This is a genomic window from Acrocarpospora pleiomorpha, from assembly GCF_009687885.1.
GTDB lineage: Bacteria > Actinomycetota > Actinomycetes > Streptosporangiales > Streptosporangiaceae > Acrocarpospora > Acrocarpospora pleiomorpha.
In genome coordinates this window covers 1,850-17,638 of the sequence record NZ_BLAF01000035.1, presented here as the reverse complement: position 1 = coordinate 17,638, position 15,789 = coordinate 1,850, and the positions used below count along the sequence as shown (strand labels likewise).

The window sequence follows — 15,789 nt, the reverse complement described above, 5'->3', positions numbered from 1 at the left end:
CCCTCTTGATCCCCCCTGATCGCGCGGCCCCGCCATCGCAGGTCACCCTCCAGGACCTGACGGCACAATGGCGGGGCCGCCGCATGCAACAGTTGACCGTTCAGAACCGTCTGAGCGGGTGTGGATGTGGAAGATGACGACGACTACGCGAAGTTCGCGGCGGATCGCGCCGACGCGCTGACGCGCTTCGGCTACGTGCTCAGCGGGAATCCGCACGACGCCGCCGACCTCGTCCAGGAGGCTCTGGTACGGCTCCGCGCCGCCTGGCCACGAGTCCGCCGCAAGGGCAACCCCGAGGCGTACGTCAGGACCACGATGTCCCGGCTGCACATCAGCATCTGGCGCGCCCGCCGCCACGAACGGCTCGCCTGGCAGCCGCCTGACCGGCCCGTCTTCGACTCCCCCGACGACGGCGCGCTGTGGTCGGCGCTGGCCACGCTGCCGCCCCGCCAGCGGGCGGTGCTGGTGCTGCGCTACTACGAGGATCTCTCCGACGAGGAGATCGCCGCCACGCTGAAGATCTCCCGGGGCACGGTGCGGAGCCAGGCCTCACGGGCGCTCGACAAGCTCAGGACCCTCCAGCCGCTGGGGAGCATGCGATGAACGACCTCGAAGACCGGCTGCGGCGCACGCTGAGGACCGCCGCGGAGCAGGCGCCGTACTCCCCCGTCGACCTGACCAGGAGGGTGGCCGCCCGGCGGCGCGACCGGCGCGCCCAGATCCTCACCGTGGCCGCCGCCGCGATCGCCGTCGTTGCGGCTGTCGCGGCCCCCGTCGTCTTCCTCGATCCCGCACCGGTGCGCCCGGCGGTCATGGACGCGACCCCGTCGAGTTCGCCGGATCTCTCCGGCGTGGAGTTCCCGCCCTCGCTCCAGGAGGTCTGGCCGAAGGCGATTCACGAGATTCCCACGAAGCTCCCCAATGGCAGGAAATTTCGGCCTTTGTTCTTCCTTGACGCGGGCACGATCCTGGTCAGCACCGAGTCGAGCTTCGAGAAGACCGACATGCTCGCGTCCTACGACCTGGCCACCGGCGAGGCGTTGGACCTCGTCCGCGTCATCACCCCCGCGAACGCGGAGCTGTTCGCCAGCGAGTTCACCGCCGGGTCCGGGGTGATCGCCTGGACCACCTCGCGCCGGGCCGGAGAGCAGTTGATCGCCGAGATCTGGACCGCGCCCGTCACGGGCGGCGAGGCGAGCGTGCTCGGCTCGATCAACGACGTGAAGGAGGCCGAAGGCGGGCCGGTGCGCGGGTTGAGCGTGGCCGGCGACGCCGTCTACTGGTCCACCGGCGGGACCGGCGGAGTCTGGCGGTTGCCGCTCACCGGAGGCTCGCCTCCGGCGGCGGTGCCCGGCACCGAGGGTTACCACATGTTCGACTATCCCTGGGTGGGCAAACCCGACGAATACGGCACAACCACCTACACGGAGTTGCTCAACGTCCAGACCGGGGAAACCCGCACCGCGGTGGTGAAGGAGGACGAGTCGTCCTGGACCTGCGGTCTGACCCGGTGCGTGGGCGATCTACCGGGCGAATCCGATGGGGCGCGTCCCCCGCGGCTGGCGGTCACCCGCCTCAGGGACGGCTCGGAGCAGCGGACCTTCCCGCCGCTGAACGCGGGCGGGCACGCCGTGATCACCATGGACCGGTTCACCTTCCTCACGATCGACGATCCGGCCGCAGGCACGGTGGGCATGGTTCTGACCGACCTGGTCAGCGGCGAGATGGCGGACCTGGGCCTCAGGCCGAACGCCGACGGCAGCTTCTCCTACCACGATTTCGCACGTCCCAGCTCCGACCTGTACGCCTACGAGCTCAAGGGCAAACTCATCGTCGTCGACCTGAGAGCCATCGAATAGCTCACGGCGACGGACTGGGCGACGGGGACGGGCTCGGTGACGGCGACGGGGACGGGCTGGGCTGGGGGGACTCCTCGTCGCCCCACTGCGGCTCGGTGCTGATCCCCCCGGTCGGGGTCGGCGTGCCACCCGGCGGGGTCGACGGCGCTCCCGTGGCCGTCGGCGGCGGGCTCGTCACGGGCGGCGGGGACGGCAGCGCCGACGTCCACGGATCCTCCGGCGCCTCCCCGGTCGGGTCGACGGTTTGCGTGGTGGTGACCGTCACCGGCCCGCCCGCCGTCGCTCCCGGAGCCGTCGGCGGCCGGGCCGTGCCGAGCACCTGGCCGGGCCCGACCGTCCGGTCCACCCCCGGCACCAGCATCGGGAACGCGATCGGCGGCTCGGCCACCTTCTCCACCTGCGCCGGGGTCTGCGCGGCGGTCGCCACGGTGATCGCCGCGATGGCGGCCGTGGCCAGCGCCGCGAACCCCGCGTGCGAGGCGTGCACGCCGGGCCGCTCCCTGCGGCGGCGCTTGGGCGCCGGCTCCTCCTCGACCGGCGGGAACTCCATCGAGTCCGGCTCGCGCGGAATCGGCGGGTACGGCACCGGCTGCCAGATCTCCGTGAACACCGACGCCACCGCCTGCCGGTTGTCCACCGGCAGCCCGATCCCCCCGGCGGCGAGCAGCGCCGACAGCAGTTCGGCCGCGTCCGGGCGGTCCAGGGGCTCCTTGCGCAGCGCAGCGGCCACGGTGTCCCACAGCAGTTTCGGCACGGCGGAGACCCGCGGCTGCTCCACCAGGATCCGCCGCATGATCACCTCGGGCTCGCCGGACCCGAACGGGTGGTGCCCGGTCGACGCGAACGCGACCAGGCAGCCCCAGGAGAAGATGTCCGAGGAGGGCAGGGCGTGGCCGCCGGTGAGGCGTTCCGGGGCGACCCAGCCGGGGCTGCCCATGACCTGCCCGGCCTGGGTGTGGGCGGCGGCCGTGTCCAGATCCCTGGCGATGCCGAAGTCGATCACGAAAGGCCCGCGCGGAGAGAGCAGGACGTTTCCGGGTTTGAGGTCGCGGTGCACCAGCCCGGCCTCGTGCGTGGCCAGCAGGGCGGCGGCGGTGCCGAGGGCGACGCCGTACGCGAGATCGGGGGTCAGGGCGCCGCGGGCGGCGACCACCTGGGAGAGGGCGGGGCCGGGGATGTACTCGGTGACCAGGAAGGGGCGGTCCCGGTCGAGCCCGTCCTCGATCACCGCGGCCGTACAGAACGGGACGACGCGCCGGGAGAAGGCGACCTCCTCCTCGAACCTGGCCCGCAGCGTGCGGTCGCCGAGGTGGACCGCGTGCGGCGTCTTCAGGGCCACCAGGCCGCCCTCGGGCCGCTCGGCGAGATACACCACCCCCATCCCGCCGGTGCCGAGACGGCCGAGCAGCAGATACCGCCCGATGATCACCGGGTCCCCCACGGTGAGCGGCCGGACGCCCGGAGGCATGCCGCTCTGGAGCCCTGTCCCGTCTCGCGCCATCCGGAACTACCCCTCCGACTCAAAGTGCTCGCAAAGGCCACTGTGGTCGGATGGAACGCGCTATGCCGCTAACTAGTCACAGTCGGCATGAACAGGTAAGGCCACTGGCACCCGCAGGTAAGAATCCGCAGGTCGCAGTGGCCCCAATAATCACAGAGCTATGCCGCCGCCGCGTCCGGCTCGCGGGCCTCGACGGCCTGGACGAAGGTCTGAATGTGCCGGAAGACCATCCGGGCTTCCGGCACGATATCGGCCAATATGGCGAAGACGTGTGGCATTCGGGTCCATTCCTCGAAGCGCACGGCCACCCCGTCGGAGCGGGCGCGCAGCGCGACCCGGTGGGCCTCGTCGCGGAGCACCTCGGTGGAACCGGTCACGATCATCAGCGGAGGAATGTCGGTGTAATCACCGAAAACAGGGGATACGAGGGGGTCGGTAGAGTCGAGTCCGGCGGTCCACTGCCTGGCCAGCCAGTCCATCCGGCCCGCGGAGAGCATCGGGTCGGCCCAGCGGTTGGCGCTGCGCTGCACATCGCTCAGGTCGGTCCACGGGGACAGGCAGATCCCGGCCGAGGGGGCGGGCAGATCGCGGTCGCGGAGGGCGAGCAGGGTGGCGAGGGTCAGGTGCCCGCCCGCGGAGTCCCCGGCCAGGATGATGTTCTCGGGTTTGAAACCGCGATCGAGCAATCCCGTGTAGGCGGCCACCGAGTCCGCCAGCGAGTCGGCCAGCGTGTTCACCGGGCCCTGCCGGTAGTCCAGGGCCAGCACCGGACGGCCGGTGACCATCGAGAGCCGCCAGGTGATCGGGCGATGGGTTACCGGGGAGCAGACGAAATAGCCACCCCCATGCAGGTAGAGCACGACTTTACCCTCGTCCAGGCCCTCGTCGCCGCGGACCCACTCGCCGGAGCAGCTGCCGAGCTCCTCTGCCACGATGGTGGCCTTGGGGGGCATCATGCCCGGGAGCAGCCCCGGCACCCGCCCGCCCAGAGCGATCAGCCGCTGGGTCAGCATCAGGCTCGCCGTGTTCCGCAGGAGAACCGTGGAGATGGGTTTCATCGTGCCGCGCAACAGTCCGTTGCACGCGGCGGCCTGCCAGCTGATGGGGTACGTAGGGTGAACGTCTACGTTGATCTCGTCGTGCATGCAGACCTCCCTATCAGGACATTTCCCCCAAACAGCCATTCCTACTCCCGGGTAGGTAACCGTACGCTTACGGTGGCTTCACAAAAGGAGCATAAAGGATGTCCGGATACTCTGGTACACCGTTGCCGAAAAAGCTCGGAATCAAGCAGGACCATCGGGTTCTGCTGCTGGGCGCGCCAGGCACGCTGGCCGGCGACGGGGTTCTCGGGGATGAGGCCGACGACGGCGCGGCGGAGCCGTACGACGTGATCCTGCTGTTTTGCCTGGACCAGGCCGCGCTGCACGCCGGATTCCCGCCGGCGGCGGCCCGGCTGGCCAAGAACGGCGGGCTGTGGGTGTGCTGGCCGAAGAAGTCGAGCAGGGTGCCCACCGACCTGTCCGAAAACCCCATCCGGGACTACGGTCTGGCCCGAAAACTCGTCGACAACAAGGTCTGCGCCGTGGACGCCACCTGGTCGGGGTTACGCTTCGTCTACCGCCTGGCCGACCGCTAGGCGTACGATCAGGGCCGACGACGCTTCGGAGGTGCCGCCTTCCCGCTTTACGCCCGCATTGCCTGGTACGGCTTTCGCCGGCACAGCGCCTACCGGGCCGCCGCCATCGCCGGAGCCTTCACGAACACCGTTTTCGGCATTTTGCGGGCCTACGTCCTGATCGCCCTCTGGGACGCCCGACCGGGACTCGGCGGCTACACCGTCGCCGACGCGATCACGTTCTGCTTCCTCAGCCAGGCCTTCATCGGGCCGATGCAGATGTTCGGCGGCGGCCTGGCGATCAGCGAGCGGATCAGGACAGGAGACATCGCGTTCGACCTGGTCAGACCGGCTTCCCTGCTGGCCTGGACGATGGCCGACGATCTCGGCAGGGCCGCATACCTGACGCTGCTGCGCAGCCTGCCCCCGACGATCATCGGCGCGTTCCTGTTCGGCCTCGTCGCCCCCGCCCTGCCTGGCTTCTTCGCGCTGTCCTTCGCGCTCGGCGTGAGCGTCAGCTTCGCCTGGCGCTACCTGGTCGCGCTCTCGGCCTGCTGGATCATCGACGACAAGGGCACCCAGACCCTGTCGTCGGTGCTGACCATCTTCTTCAGCGGCATGATCCTGCCGCTGACCCTGTTCCCCGGCTGGCTCGGCACCCTGGCCAACGCCTCCCCGTTCGCCGCGATGGTCCAGGTCCCCGCAGACATCTACCTCGGCGCCCGGTCCCCGGCCGGCGGCCTGGCGTTCCAGGCGTTCTGGGCGGCCGTCCTGCTCGGCGCGGGCGCCCTGCTCACCCGGCGGGCCCGCCGCAAAGTGGTGATCCAGGGTGGTTAGGGCCTACGTCCTGCTCGCCTGGACCTGGCTGCGCGCCTCCGCGCAGTACCCGGCGTCGCTCGTCCTGCTCACCCTCGGCTCGTTCGTCATCAACGGCCTGGACATCGCCGCCATCTGGGTCATCTTCGCCCACACCCCGACCCTGGCCGGCTTCACCCTCCCCGAGGTCATGTTCCTGTACGGCACCGCCGGCGTCTCCTTCGCCCTCGCCGACCTGCTGTTCGGCAACGTCGACCGGCTCAGCCAGCACATCAGGGCGGGCACCTTCGACACCATGCTGATCCGCCCGGTCAGCCCGTTCGTCCAGATGGCCGCCGACCGGTTCGGCCTGCACCGGCTCGGGCGGGCCGCCCAGGCGGTGGCCGTGCTCGCGATCGCCCTCGCCCAGCTGACCGTGCCCGGCTCCCGGGCCTGGATGATCCCCCTGATGATCCTGTGCGGCACGGCCATCTTCGCCGCCGTCTTCGCGCTCGGCGGCGCGCTGCAGTTCCTGCTCACCGACGCCCCCGAGGTGGCCAACGCCTTCACCTACGGCGGCTCACAACTCACCCAGTACCCGCTCAGCGTGTACGGCGAGCAGCTCGTCCGCGGGGTGACCTTCGTGCTGCCGCTGGCCTTCGTCAACTGGCAGCCCTCGCTTTACGTGCTGGACCGGGACGATCCGCTCGGACTGCCCGGCTGGCTGCGATTCGCCTCGCCGGTCGCGGCCCTCGTCCTGGGCGGGGCCGCCGCGCTGGCCTGGCGCGCCGGACTGCGACGTTATCGATCGACAGGATCCTGAATGATCGAAGCCGAAGAGCTGGGGCGGACGTTCAAGGTCCGGCGGGCGGTCGTGCACGCGGTGCGGGACCTGTCGTTCACGGTCGGGCCCGGGGAGTTCGTGGGGTGCCTGGGGCCCAACGGGGCGGGCAAATCCACGACGATCAAGATGCTGACCGGGATTCTGGCGCCGTCCGCGGGGCGGGTGCTGGTGGCCGGGCTCGATCCGGCCAGGAAGCGGAAGGCGCTGGCGCGGCGGATCGGCGTCGTCTTCGGCCAGCGGACCACGTTGTGGTGGGATCTGCCGCTCCGGGACAGTTTCGAACTGATCCGGCTCCTTTACAAAGTAGATCGGGTTCGTTTCCGGGAGCGGCTGGACGAGATGTGCGCCATCCTCGACCTGGGGAGCTTCCTGAAGACGCCGGTGCGGCAGCTCAGCCTCGGGCAGCGCATGCGCGGCGACATGGCCGCCGCGTTGCTGCACGATCCGGACCTGCTGGTGCTGGACGAGCCGACGATCGGGCTCGACGTGGTCAGCAAGGCCGGGGTCCGGGAGTTCCTGCTGCGGATGAACGCGGAACGCGGGACCACGGTGCTGCTGACCACGCACGACCTGGGTGACATCGAGAAGCTCTGCCGGCGGGTGCTGCTGATCGACCACGGGCGGCTGGCCTTCGACGGGAGCGTGGCGGGCCTGCGCGCGCTGGCGCCCGAGGAGACGTCGATCGAGGATGTGGTGACGCGGCTTTATGTCAGTAGTACTCCGGCTGGGTTTCCTCGTATTCGTCCTCTTCCTCCTGCGGGCGGCCCGCCCAGCGGGATGGCATGAGGACGGGGACGAAGAGGGCGATGCCCAGCATGCCGTACACGCCGTTGCCGAGCAGGGTGAGCATGCCCTCGCCCGCTTCGGAGATCTCCTTCTGCACCGAGGCGCCGACCGGGGCCAGGGCGGCGGCGCGGCTGACGTCGATGATGTAGACGACCGTCCAGGCCAGCAGGATCATGGACGGGATGAAGGTGGCGACGGGCGAGATGCGGCCGGCCAGCACCAGGCCCACCAGCAGGCCGAGCACGAGCATGATGCCCAGGGCGATCAGCATCCGGGTGTCCCTGAGCGGGTCGATGTTCGCAACCATGCCCCGGAGCGACTCCCGGGAGGCCCAGCCTCCACCGAACAGCAGGGCAGCGGCGACGACGACGCCGACGAGCAGCCCGAATATGTGCCGCATGATCACCACCTCGTGTGAGAACGCCCAGAGGGTGGAGGCGTTCGTGCGGTTCGCGGCCACATTAGCGACAAACCTCTAAAAAAGGCACGCGCCCGCACGGGATAGATCTTCAACGGGGCCACACCTTCAAGACCACCCCATGGGCATGAGAAGATTTGCAACCGTGGTGCCCCGCCTCCCCCAGCTCACCCGCCCGGCCCTCGCGGCAGTGCGGCTTTCGGGGACGCCGGACACCCGGACGAGCACTTTCCCTCGCCCTGCGAAGCACGTGACTCCTCGAGTGTTTTCCGGCCATGACTCGGCAGCTATGCGTTCCCGTGAGGCGGCGGATCTTCCGTTGCTTTCCGGCCGTGACTCAGCCGGGAAACGTTCCCACGAGACGGCGGATCTTCCGTTGCTTTCCGGCCGTGACTCAGCCGGGAAACGTTCCCACGGGACGGCGGATCTTCCGTTCCGGCTGGTGAGGTCTGCGGCATTCGCGGCGGTTTGTGTGTTGCTCGCGGCGATGGCGCACCAGCTGGCCGGTGGGGACGAGCCCACGGCGTGGACGCTGATCGTCGCGGCGGCGGGTGTCTTCGCGGGAGCCGCCACCCTTGCCGGGTGCGAACGGTCGCCGGTGCTGATCACGAGCATGCTGCTGGTGGCGCAGGGTGGGCTGCATGAGCTGTTCAACCATGGCGCGACGGTCAAGGCGATCCTGGCGTCGCGGCTGTGGGCGAGCGTTCCGGCCGCAGCGGGCGATCACCAGGCGCACGGGCTGGGCATCTCGCTGGGGATGCTGATCGCGCACATCACCGCGGCGCTGGTCACCGCGTGGTGGGTGGCCCGAGGCGAGACCGCCTTGTGGTCGGTCCTCCGGCGAATCGGAATCGCCGCGGTCCAGGTGCTGCTCAGGCTGTTCGCGCCTGCCGACACGACCGCTCAGGTGGCACTCCGCCGAGTCGCGCATGGATGGCGCCACCTGGGGCTGCCGAGAATAAACGAGCCACTTCGCTACATCGTGGTCAGACGGGGCCCTCCACTGCCCAGCTGACCAGCCACGGATCCTGATCCCCGCTGACCCTTGTCGCGGAACCGGATACTGCCACGGCGTCTGATCCCTTGATCCGTCGCCCTCTGTCGCGAGTTGACCCCTGTCACGGGGAACTCCTGCTACAGGGACGCCGGTCAGGGGCCTAGTCCCGTTGTGGACATCGCTCCGTCCTGGACCGCATTTCTGACATTTCCCCTGTGGGCTGCGTATCGCTAGATGAGATCCCCTTCGATCTCCGGTGAGCGCGGTTCAGTCGAGCGTGCTCCAGTCGCACGCCCGGCATTTCATGCTTCCGACATCGCCAGTGGAGAACCTCATGTCCATCCTCCGTCGCGCCATCGCCGTCACCGCCGGTGCCACCGCTCTCACCTTCGGCCTCGCCCTCCCCGCGCTCGCCCACGTCACCGTCAACCCCGGATCGGCCGAGAAGGGCGGCTTCGCCAAGGTCGCCTTCCGGGTGCCCAACGAGCGCGACGACGCCTCGACCACCAAGATCGAGGTCTCCCTGCCGGTCGACCACCCGCTCCCGTTCGTATCCGTACGACCCGTGCCGGGCTGGGACGTCAAGGTCACCGAGAGCAAGCTGCCCGCCCCCGTGCAGTCCAAGTACGGCGAGATCACCGAGGCCGTCACGAAGATCACCTGGTCCGGCGGGAAGGTCGAGGCCGGGCAGTTCCAGGAGTTCGAGGTGTCGATGGGCGCCATGCCCGACAACGTCGACCAGCTCGTTTTCCCGACCACCCAGACATACTCCAGCGGCGAGGTCGTCAAGTGGGCCGACGAGCCCAAGGCCGACGGCACCGAGGCCGAGCACCCGGCCCCGACCCTGAAGCTGATCGCCCCGACCGGCGACGACGCCCACGGCGCCGCCGCGATGGCCTCCCCCACCGCCTCCGCCATCCCCTCCGTGGTCGCGGTGAACAACGCCCAATCCGAGACCGCCTCGGCCGCCGCCTCCGACGGCACCGCCCGCCTCATCGCCGGCATCGGCGTCGCGATCGGCGTCATCGGCGTGGGCGTCGCGATCGTCGCCCTCCGCCGCCGCCCCACGGCCTGACCTCCCACCGGCCGTGACCGTGCGCTCCGCACGGCCACGGCCGATCCGCAGGCTCAGGCGGTGATGTCGCGGCTGGTGAACCGCGCCCAGGCGATCGACCCGAAGACCAGGATGTACGCCCCGAAGGCCAGCAGTCCCTGGCCCATCTGATCGAAGGCGATCGGGTCGCGCAGCGCTCCGTCGAACTTGTTCCACCAGGACGTGAGCAGGTATGGCTCGATCACCGCCAGCTGCGGGATCGCCTGCAGCACCTGCGCCACGACGACCAGCACGAGCGTGGCCGCGATCGCCCCGATGGGCGCCTCGGTCAGCGTCGAGATCGCCAGCGCGAGCGCCCCCAGCGCGGCCATCCCCGCGGCCGCGTACAGCGCGACCAAGCCGATGCGCAGCAGCCCTTCGGCAAGCGGGACGGTGCTCCCCGACAGCAACGTCACCGGCCCGACCGGAAACAACAACAGCCCCGTGACCAGCGCGGATACCGCCACCAACCCGCACGCCGCCACCGCGAACACGACAACGTTGAGGTATTTCAGCACCAGCAGCCGGGTACGTCCCGCCGGAGCGGTCAGCAGATACCGAAGCGTGCCCAGGCTCGCCTCGCCCGCGATCGAATCCCCCGCGACGACCCCGACCGCCAGCGGCAGAACCAGCGGCACCATCACGAAGAACGCGGCGAAGGCCAGCACCAGCCCGTTCCCCGCGACCTGCCCGACAAAGTCGGCCCCATCACCGGCCGCCACCCGGATCGCCACCCCGATCAGCACCGGCACGACCGCGAGCACCGCCAGCAGGGCCAGATTCCTGGGCCTCCGGAAGGTCAGCCCGATCTCCGACCTCAGCAACCGGACCACGGCCCGAGTCCCCGACATCGAGAAGGACTCCACCCCATGCCCCGCAGCGGTTGCGACATGGTTCCCCGTCAGTTCCTCCGCGACACGGTTCCCCATCGATTTCTCGGCGACGGAGTCCATCCTGGTTCGCCCATCGACGCCGTCCATCCTGGAATCCTCCAGCGGGGCGAGTCCCGCGGCATCCCTCCTGGATTCATGGCTGGCGGGGCCCATCAATGACCTCCCACCAACGGAGTCCACCCTGGAGTCCTCCAACGGAGGGTGCCTGACGGCATCCATGCTGGATTCATGGCCGGCGGGACCTATCCTGGGCCTCCCACCATCGTCGTCCGCCCTGGACCCGCCCAACGGAGTCTGTCCGGCGGCATTCATCCTGGACCCCTCGCTGGCCACGTCCATGCGGGATTCCTCCGACCGGGTGAGTTCGGTGCCATCACCGGCCGTCGTCTCCGATCGCGAAGCCTCGGGGACCTCCTGCGCGGGCTTGGTGAGTTGGTCATGCTTCGACATCGAATCCCTCCCCGGTGAGATCGACGAAAAGGTCCTCCAGGGTGGGGCGGACCACGTGGATGCCGCGGACGGCGACGCCCTCGCGGACGAGGGCGGCGGTGACATGTTCGGGAAGGGCGTGGCCGAGTTCGGCGGAGAGTTCGCCGGAGCCGGGGCTGACGTCGGTGAGGCCCAAGGTGGCCAGCACGGCGGCGGCCTGGGCGACGTCGGGGGTTTCGACGCGGATGCGCGGGACGTTGGCCGAGCGGAGTTCGGCGAGCGGTCCTTCGGCCACCAGGCGGCCGGTGCGCATGACGCCGATGTGCGTGCACATCTGCTCGACCTCGGCGAGCAGATGCGAGGAGACGAAGACGGTGGTGCCGCCGGCGGCCACGTCCTTGATCAGATTGCGGACCTCGCGGGTGCCCTGCGGGTCCAGACCGTTGGTGGGTTCGTCCAGGACGAGGAGCTCGCGGGGCCCGAGCAGGGTGGCGGCGATGGCCAGGCGCTGGCGCATGCCCAGGGAGTAGGCCCGGTAACGCTTCTTGGCGGCGGCCGCCAGCCCCACCCGGTCGAGCGCCTCCGCGACCCGCCGTTCGACCGTACGCGGATCGGCGCTGGGGTCGGCGGCGTCGAAGCGCCGCAGGTTGGCGGCCCCGGACAGGTACGGATAGAACGCCGGGCCCTCCACCAGCGCCCCGACCTTGGTCAGCGCCTGGCGCGGCGACCCGGATCCCAGGATGGAACTGGTCCCGGCGGTCGGCGCGACCAGGCCGAGCAGCATCCTGATGGTGGTCGTCTTGCCGGAGCCGTTGGGGCCGAGAAAGCCGAACACGGCGCCGCGGGGGACCGTGAGGTCCAGCTGGTCCACGGCGAGCTGGCCGCCGCGGAAACGTTTGGTCAGGCCGCGGGTGACGATCGCGGCCCCCTCGGCGGGGGACGCCATGAGCGCGCCCCCCGCCGCATCGATCGTCATGGTCATTTCCGGCCGGCCGCCTCGTACAGAACCTCGGGCGTGACCGCCCCGGCGACGACGCGCCCGTCATCGGTGAGCAGCACGGACACCAGCTTGGTCTTGATCAACCGGCCGCTCCCCCAGGTGCCGCTGACCGGTGTCGCGGCCTTGAACACGCCGTCGACGAGCGAGCCCATCTGCGCCCCGGCGCCCATTCCCCGCTCGTCCTCGCCCCCGGTGAGGGCGCCTTCGGTGAGCGCGCCGTCGGGCATCGGCATGACGACCACGGTGGACCAGCCGGACCCGATCACCTTCGCGTCCCCGCCGGTGTGGTCGGGGCGCGCGGCGCGTCCCTCGCCCAGGGCGGGCAGCTCCCCGTCCTGGACCTTCGCTCCCGCCGGCGGGGTGAACGCGAAGTTCTCCGGAGCCGGGCGGGAGAAGGTCACCGAGTCGAAGCCCACCTCGAAGGCGGGTTCGGCGGCGCCCTTCGCGTAGACCTGCACCCGGAGCGGGATGAGGGTCTCACCGTCGATGGCCACGCGGATGTCCTTGATCAGCGAAGCGGGCGTGGTGGGCGTGAGCACCAGCTCGTACGCGGCCCGCCCGGCCACGACGGCGTCGTTGCCGACGCTGACCGCGGTGTCGCCGTCGGCCGCCGCCAGCGCCCGCTCGGCCGCCTGCTGCGGCGTGACCACGCTGGGCGGCAGGGTCGGCGCGGCCGGCGCGGGCGGCGTCTTGATCCTGGTCGCCGTGTTGGCGGCGCTGTCCCACCACCAGGTCTGAGCCCCGTTGACGATCAGGTCGTGCTCGCTCATGTGGCCGGGCAGCGCGATCCTGACCTGCGACTCGGAGCCGTACCAGATCTTGACCTGGTGGGATCCGGCCAGCAGGCCGAGCGGCGTGTTCCCCTCACCGGCCAGCGAGGACAGGCCGGGCACGCCGAGGGACGCGGTTTCGATGATCGTCCCGGACATGGGCGGCAGCTTTCCGGACTGCCAGCGGGTGCCGACGTCGGCCAGCAGCTGCTGGGCGGTGAGCTCGGGCAGCACCGGATCCCCCTGGACCGCGGCGATCACAGGGCCCGCTCCGACGGCTCCGGCCACCACGGCGATGGCGGCGACCGGCACCCCCCACCTCACGGCGCGTGCTCTCTTGGGCATTTCACCTCTCCAATCTGATGGATACGGCCCCACCCTGCGCGCTCCACCCTGTGCCGAAGCTGAGAGGCGCTGAGATCCCTCTCAGCTCCGCAGGTCCCGCTCTGCCGTCCCTCTCAGCCAGGTCTCAGCAGGTAAGGGCCAAAATGGGGGTCATGCGGGTTCTGGTGGTGGAAGATGAGCGGCGGATGGCGGCGGCGCTGCAGCGCGGCCTGCGGGCCGAGGGGTTCGCCGTGGACCTGGCCCACGACGGCGAGGAAGGGCTGCACCTCGCCCAGGTCGGCGACTACGACGTGGTCGTGCTCGACATCATGCTGCCGAGGCTGTCCGGCTACAACGTCTGCAAACGGCTGCGGGCGGAGGAGAACTGGGTGCCGATCCTCATGCTCTCCGCCAAGGACGGCGAGTACGACCTGGCCGACGGCCTCGACCTGGGCGCCGACGACTACCTCACCAAGCCCTTCTCCTACGTCGTGCTGGTGGCCCGCCTCCGTGCCCTGCTGCGCCGCGGCGGCGGCCGCCGCCCGTCGGTGCTGCGCGCCGGGGACCTCACCCTGGACCCGGCCCGCCGCCTGGTGTCCCGCGGCTCGGCCTCGATCGAGCTGACTCCCCGCGAGTTCGCCCTGCTCGAATACCTGATGCGCCACCACGACGAGGTCGTGTCCAAGGTCGAGATCCTGGAACATGTCTGGGACACCTACGACACCGACCCGAACGTGGTCGAGGTCTACGTCGGCTACCTGCGCCGCAAGATCGACGCGCCGTTCGGCCGCACCGCCGTGCAGACCGTGCGAGGCGCCGGTTACCGTCTGGTCAGCGATGGCGGCTGATCCCCCTCCTGCCGGCGTTCCGGAGCGGTGGCGGGGGGCGACCGGGTGGTGGCGGCGGCGGAGCCTGCGGGTCCGGCTGACCGTCGTGGCGGCGGCCGTGCTCGCGCTCGGGCTGGCACTCTCGGCGTGGGTGTTCGTGGACGTGCTGACCCGGGCGCTGGTGGCGACCATCGACGAGGGCATACACCAGCGGGCCCGCGAAGCCGTCGCGCTCTCGGACGCGCACCGGCTGGACGGGCCGATCGTGACCACCGACAACACGATCGTGCAGGTGATCTCGCGGGACGGCCGGATCATCGGCGCCACCGGCAACACCGATCGGCTGGTCCCCCTGCTGTCGGCGGAGTCCCGCGCCGCCGCCCTCGCCGAGGGCGGCGGACGCTTCCTGGACAGCCGCCCGTACGGGATCCCCGGGGTGCTTCGAGTGACCGTGCTGAGCGCCGACAGCGGCACGACGGTGATCGCGGCCCGCTCGTTCGCGGAGGTGCAGGGCAGCATCCGGGCCGCCGGCCACGTCCTGCTGATCGGCACTCCACTGCTCATGGTCCTGCTGGCCGCCGCGTCCTGGCTGGTCATCGGCCGGACGCTACGCCCCATCGACGCGCTGCGCCGGGGCGCCACCGAGATCACCGGCACCGCGCGGTCGCGACGCCTGCCGGTGCCGGAAGCGCACGACGAGGTCCACTCGCTGGCGATGACACTGAACGACATGCTGGCCCGGCTCGAGGACGCCGGCGCCCGGCAGCGCGCCCTGGTCTCGGACGCCGCCCACGAACTCCGCAGTCCCCTGGCCAGCATCCGCCTCCAGCTGGAAGTGGCCCTCAACCACCCCGAGGGCCAAGACTGGCGGGAAACCGCCGAAGGCGCGCTCGAGGACACCCTGCGCCTGGCCCGCCTGGCCGAGGACCTGCTCGCGCTGGCCCGCATGGACGAAGGCCGCCCATCCCGCCGCGAACCCGTCGATCTCAACGAACTCGTCTCCCGCACCGCCGACCGATACGGCATCATCGCCGACCTCCCCGCCGCCACCTTGACCGTCACCGGCGACGCCATGGACCTCGGCCGCGTCCTCACCAACCTGATCGACAACGCGGTACGCCACCGCACCGCAAAGGTCGCCGTCGCCCTAACCGCCATCGCCCCAACCCGCGCCGATCCCCAGAACCCCCGCATCGCCGAGATCACCGTCACCGACGATGGCCCCGGCATCCCCGCGGCCGACCGCGAACGCGTTTTCGACCGCTTCACCCGCCTGGACACCGCCCGCAGCCGCGACGACGGCGGCGCGGGCCTGGGCCTGGCCATCGTCCGCACCACCCTCCACGCCCACGGCGGCACCATCCACCTCACCGACGCCTCCCCCGGCCTCACCGCCGTAGTCCGCCTGCCCCTGACCTGAGGCGAACTCCCGGCCACACGCGAGACGAAGCCCCACCGCCTCCAAGAAGCGGACAGGAAACCCGGCCCAGCCCAGAAGCCCGGCCTCGGGGCACTGCCCAAAGGGCAAGCTCGGAGGCCCAGGTTCGCTCGTCGTGCGCTGCCATTGTCGACCCCGCGCGGGACTGCCTCGGAAAGTTATCCACAGGCCGGTCGGGAGGCCGGTCGGGAGGCCGG

At 70.5% G+C, this 15,789-nt stretch carries 16 protein-coding genes; 10 read left to right on the top strand and 6 right to left on the bottom strand.

Annotation, left to right across the window (positions count from 1 at the left end):
• The first annotated feature begins 126 nt into the window (after nucleotides 1-126).
• Both Aple_RS28445 and Aple_RS28440 read left to right on the top strand, forming a co-directional pair.
• Nucleotides 127-603, top strand: coding sequence for a SigE family RNA polymerase sigma factor (locus Aple_RS28445; RefSeq protein ID WP_155347798.1), 477 nt, complete (start codon nucleotides 127-129; stop codon nucleotides 601-603).
• Nucleotides 600-1,859 carry a hypothetical protein gene (locus tag Aple_RS28440; RefSeq protein WP_155347797.1) on the top strand — a complete coding sequence of 420 codons (1,260 nt, stop codon included), beginning with the start codon at nucleotides 600-602 and terminating at the stop codon, nucleotides 1,857-1,859. The genes Aple_RS28445 and Aple_RS28440 overlap by 4 nt, the downstream gene beginning before the upstream one ends.
• A 1-nt stretch (nucleotide 1,860) precedes the next feature.
• On the opposite strand, the gene Aple_RS28435 is transcribed toward Aple_RS28440, so the two are convergent.
• Entirely contained in the window at nucleotides 1,861-3,360 is a 1,500-nt protein-coding gene (locus Aple_RS28435) for a serine/threonine-protein kinase (protein WP_155347796.1), read from the bottom strand.
• A gap of 158 nt (nucleotides 3,361-3,518) precedes the next feature.
• Nucleotides 3,519-4,505 (bottom strand): alpha/beta hydrolase, encoded by a 987-nt coding sequence (locus tag Aple_RS28430; protein WP_155347795.1) that lies wholly within the window; start codon nucleotides 4,503-4,505, stop codon nucleotides 3,519-3,521.
• A 98-nt stretch (nucleotides 4,506-4,603) separates the two neighbouring features.
• On the opposite strand from Aple_RS28430, the gene Aple_RS28425 reads away from it, so the two are divergent.
• From Aple_RS28425 to Aple_RS28410, 4 genes are all read left to right on the top strand, one after another.
• Nucleotides 4,604-4,999: a DUF3052 domain-containing protein gene (locus Aple_RS28425; RefSeq protein WP_155347794.1), complete on the top strand. Its 396-nt coding sequence runs from the start codon at nucleotides 4,604-4,606 to the stop codon at nucleotides 4,997-4,999.
• Nucleotides 5,000-5,140: 141 nt separating this feature from the next.
• A complete protein-coding gene (locus tag Aple_RS28420; RefSeq protein ID WP_246264841.1) occupies nucleotides 5,141-5,815 on the top strand; it encodes an ABC transporter permease in 675 nt (224 codons plus the stop codon).
• On the top strand, nucleotides 5,808-6,596 hold the full coding sequence (locus Aple_RS28415; protein WP_155347792.1) for an ABC transporter permease: 789 nt from the start codon (nucleotides 5,808-5,810) through the stop codon (nucleotides 6,594-6,596). Before Aple_RS28420 ends, Aple_RS28415 begins: the two co-directional genes overlap by 8 nt.
• Nucleotides 6,597-7,403, top strand: a complete 807-nt coding sequence (locus Aple_RS28410) for an ABC transporter ATP-binding protein (RefSeq protein WP_155347791.1) — start codon at nucleotides 6,597-6,599, stop codon at nucleotides 7,401-7,403.
• Here the strand turns inward: Aple_RS28410 and Aple_RS28405 are convergent.
• Nucleotides 7,327-7,863: a hypothetical protein gene (locus Aple_RS28405; protein ID WP_246264840.1), complete on the bottom strand. Its 537-nt coding sequence runs from the start codon at nucleotides 7,861-7,863 to the stop codon at nucleotides 7,327-7,329. The two genes, Aple_RS28410 and Aple_RS28405, sit on opposite strands and share 77 nt — an antisense overlap.
• 400 nt (nucleotides 7,864-8,263) lie before the next feature.
• On the opposite strand from Aple_RS28405, the gene Aple_RS28400 reads away from it, so the two are divergent.
• The gene (locus Aple_RS28400) at nucleotides 8,264-8,836 is read left to right on the top strand and encodes an MFS transporter (RefSeq protein ID WP_155347790.1); all 573 of its coding nucleotides are present in this window, start codon (nucleotides 8,264-8,266) and stop codon (nucleotides 8,834-8,836) included.
• Nucleotides 8,837-9,152: 316 nt separating this feature from the next.
• Nucleotides 9,153-9,893, top strand: coding sequence for a YcnI family copper-binding membrane protein (locus tag Aple_RS55680; protein WP_155347789.1), 741 nt, complete (start codon nucleotides 9,153-9,155; stop codon nucleotides 9,891-9,893).
• A gap of 53 nt (nucleotides 9,894-9,946) precedes the next feature.
• On the opposite strand, the gene Aple_RS28390 is transcribed toward Aple_RS55680, so the two are convergent.
• The 3 genes from Aple_RS28390 to Aple_RS28380 form a co-directional block, all read right to left on the bottom strand.
• Nucleotides 9,947-10,891, bottom strand: a complete 945-nt coding sequence (locus tag Aple_RS28390; RefSeq protein ID WP_246264839.1) for an ABC transporter permease — start codon at nucleotides 10,889-10,891, stop codon at nucleotides 9,947-9,949.
• A gap of 349 nt (nucleotides 10,892-11,240) precedes the next feature.
• On the bottom strand, nucleotides 11,241-12,209 hold the full coding sequence (locus Aple_RS28385) for an ABC transporter ATP-binding protein (RefSeq protein WP_246264838.1): 969 nt from the start codon (nucleotides 12,207-12,209) through the stop codon (nucleotides 11,241-11,243).
• A gap of 2 nt (nucleotides 12,210-12,211) precedes the next feature.
• Nucleotides 12,212-13,348 (bottom strand): LolA family protein, encoded by a 1,137-nt coding sequence (locus Aple_RS28380; protein ID WP_155347787.1) that lies wholly within the window; start codon nucleotides 13,346-13,348, stop codon nucleotides 12,212-12,214.
• Between the two features lie 152 nt (nucleotides 13,349-13,500).
• Here Aple_RS28380 and Aple_RS28375 point away from each other — a divergent pair, with 152 nt between their 5' ends.
• Both Aple_RS28375 and Aple_RS28370 read left to right on the top strand, forming a co-directional pair.
• Entirely contained in the window at nucleotides 13,501-14,175 is a 675-nt protein-coding gene (locus Aple_RS28375) for a response regulator transcription factor (protein WP_155347786.1), read from the top strand.
• The gene (locus Aple_RS28370; protein WP_155347785.1) at nucleotides 14,165-15,574 is read left to right on the top strand and encodes a sensor histidine kinase; all 1,410 of its coding nucleotides are present in this window, start codon (nucleotides 14,165-14,167) and stop codon (nucleotides 15,572-15,574) included. The genes Aple_RS28375 and Aple_RS28370 overlap by 11 nt, the downstream gene beginning before the upstream one ends.
• Nucleotides 15,575-15,789 lie beyond the last annotated feature (215 nt).